This is a genomic window from Rhodopirellula sp. JB055, from assembly GCF_043100905.1.
Classification (GTDB): Bacteria; Planctomycetota; Planctomycetia; order Pirellulales; family Pirellulaceae; genus Rhodopirellula.
Genome location: NZ_JBICHO010000469.1, coordinates 1 through 2,803, shown reverse-complemented (window position 1 = coordinate 2,803; position 2,803 = coordinate 1). Strand labels below are relative to the sequence as shown.

The window sequence follows — 2,803 nt, the reverse complement described above, 5'->3', positions numbered from 1 at the left end:
TACGAAGTCGAAGGCGTCACCCAAATGATCGTCAACGGTTTTCCTTGGATCGTGTCCTACGACTTCGCCACCGGAGAAGAGTTGTGGCGACTCGAAGGCGGAGGCGACAATCCGATCCCGACTCCGTTTGTTTCCAACGGTTGGATCTACATCACGAACGCACACGGTGGGAAAGCACCAATCTACGTGGTGCGTCCCGACGCTCGTGGAACGATCAAACTCGATGCGGAAGAGGATTCTGATTCGCTGGTATGGAGCGTTGAACGCGGTGGTTCGTACATGTCGACGCCAGTCGTTTCGGGCGACTACTTGTACTTGGGCAACTCCAATGGAGTGGTTCGTTGTTTCCACGCGAAAACGGGCGAGCGAGCGTTCCAGAAGCGGTTGGGCAAGGACGCCGGTGTGATCGCGTCATTGTTGTCCGTGAACGGCAACGTCATTTGCGCGTCGGAAAATGGCACGGTCTATGTTTTGAAGACAGGACCTGAGTTTGAAGTGTTGGCCGAGAACCCCATGGGCGAACCCTGCTTCGCAACACCGGCGGTTGCGGATGGTCGGTTGTTCATTCGGACTACCAAACGCTTGGTTGCGATCAGCGAACCTGAATGAACAACATCAGAGCCGAATTCACTGTCGAATGGTCTTTGACGACTTGCGCTCATGGTAGTGGACGAGGCGACGAGTCCTGAAGTCTCTGTGTAGTGGTTGAGGCGACGAGTCCTGAACTGACGGCAAATTCAGGGACTCGTCGCCTCGTCCACTATAACCAACCCGAACTTTTCGGTCTCACAGACCGCGAACGTCTTGTTCGATGACGACCGTTTCGTTCGGTTTGGACAGCGATTGAATCTGCTGGATCGTTCCGTCGTGGCTTTCCAACACATAGACTGAACCGATCCGTGCATTGAGCGTGATCTTCCCGCCGGGGGCAATGCGTTTGGCTTTGCCTCGTCGGCCGGCGGGCAGGATGGGGTGCACCCGGACCCGTGTGTCGGTTGCATTCTCAAAAGTGAGCTTGCCTTTTGTGCCGTCCGGTGTCCATTGAGCATGAATCGCTGGTGTCATCACCAGTCCTTTGCGAGGGTGAGTCGCCAGCAACAACGCCGTCAGTTCGTCGACGACTCCGGGGGCCGCGGAATCGATGATGCTTTCCGTTTCAGAATCGTCCGTGCGGTGGTCGTAAAGTTCTCGGGCGGTGACTTCTCCGGTGCTGAAATTTCGCCACTCGACCAATCGATATTCTTTCGTCCGAACCGAATACCCCATGTACTGTTTGCCCTCATGTCGGCGGTAGTATTGATTGACGGCTCCCTCGTGAACCGTTGCATCGACATCTTTCAAAATCGGCACCAAGCTCGATCCATCCACGAACGCAGGCACCTCAATCCCAACCATCTCGCACAGGGTCGGGAACACGTCGAGTAGTTCGGCCAATTGATCGGTTTGCTGACCAGCACATTCCACGCCTGGACCAGCGATCAACAGGGGCACGCGAGCGTCGATCTCGTAGTTGGTCATTTTGCCCCAGCCTCGGTGTTCGCCGAGTTTCCAACCATGGTCGCTCCATAGCACCACGATCGTGTTGTCGGCCAAACCTTCTTCTTCCAGTGCTGTTAACAGTCGGCCGATCTGGGCATCGACATAGCTGACACACGCGTAGTAGGCGTGCATCAGATGACGGGCGTCTTCGGGCTCAACGACGCGGTCGTCCCACGGTCGCGGCAGATCCATCAGGTCGACGTAGTGCGTCAGTTCGCTGTTGTTGTGCATGGCATAGGCAGGGGCGTTCTTCGGCAATTCTTGGTCCGTGAGCACCGGCAACTTCGCGGGGTCGTGCATGTCCCAATACTTTTGGGGCGCGATCCAAGCGAGGTGCGGACGGATATAGCCCATCGCCAAAAAGAACGGCTGATCGGCTTTTCCGAGCCGACGCAGGTCTTCAATCGCCATGTTGGTCCGGGCACCGTCGAGGACTTGATCGTCGGGAAGATCCGGCGACGCCGTGCTGGGGCCGCGAAGATTGTTCTTTCGCCAATCATGCTGCGGCAACGCTTCTTGAGCCTGTTGGATCCGAGTTCGCGTGCCGTCGGGATAGAACGCTGGCAGACGCGGAAGATCACGAATCGGTTCGCTCCACGATTGCGGATCCGGAGTCGGGTTGTGGTAGATCTTTCCGTGACTCACCGCGCTGTAGCCAAACTTTCGAAACCACTGAGGCAGCGTCACCGCATCGGGAATGGCTTCTCGAAAGTGAATCGGCAGAGTCCACACGCCCATGTTGTCCGGACGAAGACCGGTCATCAATCTGGCCCGTGATGGGTTGCAGACCGCGACTTGGCAATAGGCGCGGTTGAATTGCACCGACCGCGACGCCAGACGGTCCATGTGGGGAGTGATCGCATGGGGATCGCCATAGCATCCGATCGATGGTCGCAGGTCGTCCACCGCGATGAACAAGACGTTCGGCCGCTGCTCGGCGACGCTCAGGACAGGAAAGATTGCGAGTGCGATGATCGCGAAGATCATCGAATTCAATTGACGTTGCATAACCAAACGAGCAAAACGTGGATGAAAAGGAGAATGCTGCAGTTCCGTGGCAAGTCCGCCGCCGCTGCCAATCATCACACTTGTTTCAGGCCACCTTCCAACGTCTGGCAACAGCACTCGACGCGTCACACGATACCAGCTTCGGCCCGCCGATCGACTGTTTGTTCTACCAGTGGACGCAGGATTGCCTTCAGCTCGACTTAAGGGACAAGACGTGGCGTTGACCGAAACCGTTTCAATGCCGTGCAGTCCAAGC

At 56.8% G+C, this 2,803-nt stretch carries 2 protein-coding genes; one reads left to right on the top strand and one right to left on the bottom strand.

The features are described 5' to 3' along the window. On the top strand, positions 1-609 hold a 609-nt coding region (locus ACF8AM_RS18570), incomplete at its 5' end, for a PQQ-binding-like beta-propeller repeat protein (RefSeq protein WP_392557082.1). Between the two features lie 177 nt (positions 610-786). On the opposite strand, the gene ACF8AM_RS18565 is transcribed toward ACF8AM_RS18570, so the two are convergent. Further along, positions 787-2,803, bottom strand: a 2,017-nt coding sequence (locus tag ACF8AM_RS18565) for a sulfatase (protein WP_392557081.1), incomplete at its 5' end; no start/stop codon positions are given.